2 pseudogenes are annotated in these 438 nt (G+C 76.3%); both read right to left on the bottom strand.

Features of this window, described 5'->3' with window-relative positions:
• Positions 1 to 200 (bottom strand): annotated as a pseudogene (locus AC066S_RS39475) (hypothetical protein); the annotation flags it as partial.
• Between the two features lie 7 nt (positions 201 to 207).
• Positions 208 to 438, bottom strand: a pseudogene (locus AC066S_RS39470) (hypothetical protein); the annotation flags it as partial.

Genomic DNA, 438 nt, shown 5'->3' with positions numbered 1-438 from the left:
GCGCCGCCGATGCCCAGGCTCTGCACGCCCGGCCAGCGCTCCCGCAGTCCGTCCAGCAGCAAACCCGCCAGCAGGTCGCCGGAGGTCTCGCCGGCCACCATGGCGATGCGGGGCGACTGCGCGGGCTGCGGCACGGGCACGGGCGGCTGCGGCATGCCGGGCATGCCGGCTGCGTGGCCGGATTGCAGGGAACGAACCATCGCAGGATCAGCGGGCCAGCCCGCGCGTGGACGAGGCGATGAAGTCGAGCAGCAGCGCGACGTCGGCCACCGCTTCCGGGTGCGCGGCGGGCAGCTCGGCGATCGCGGCGCGCGCGGCCTCGAGCGTGAGGCCCTGCCGGTACAGCAGGCGGTGCGCCTGCTTCAGCGCGGCCAGCCGGTCCGCGGAGAATCCGCGGCGGCGCAGGCCTTCGAGGTTGAGCCCGCGCACGGCCAGCGG

This window comes from Bradyrhizobium sp. CFUWI (genome assembly GCF_056429085.1).
Note: the sequence above shows the minus strand (reverse complement) of the source record. Positions and strands in the feature narration are given on the sequence as shown.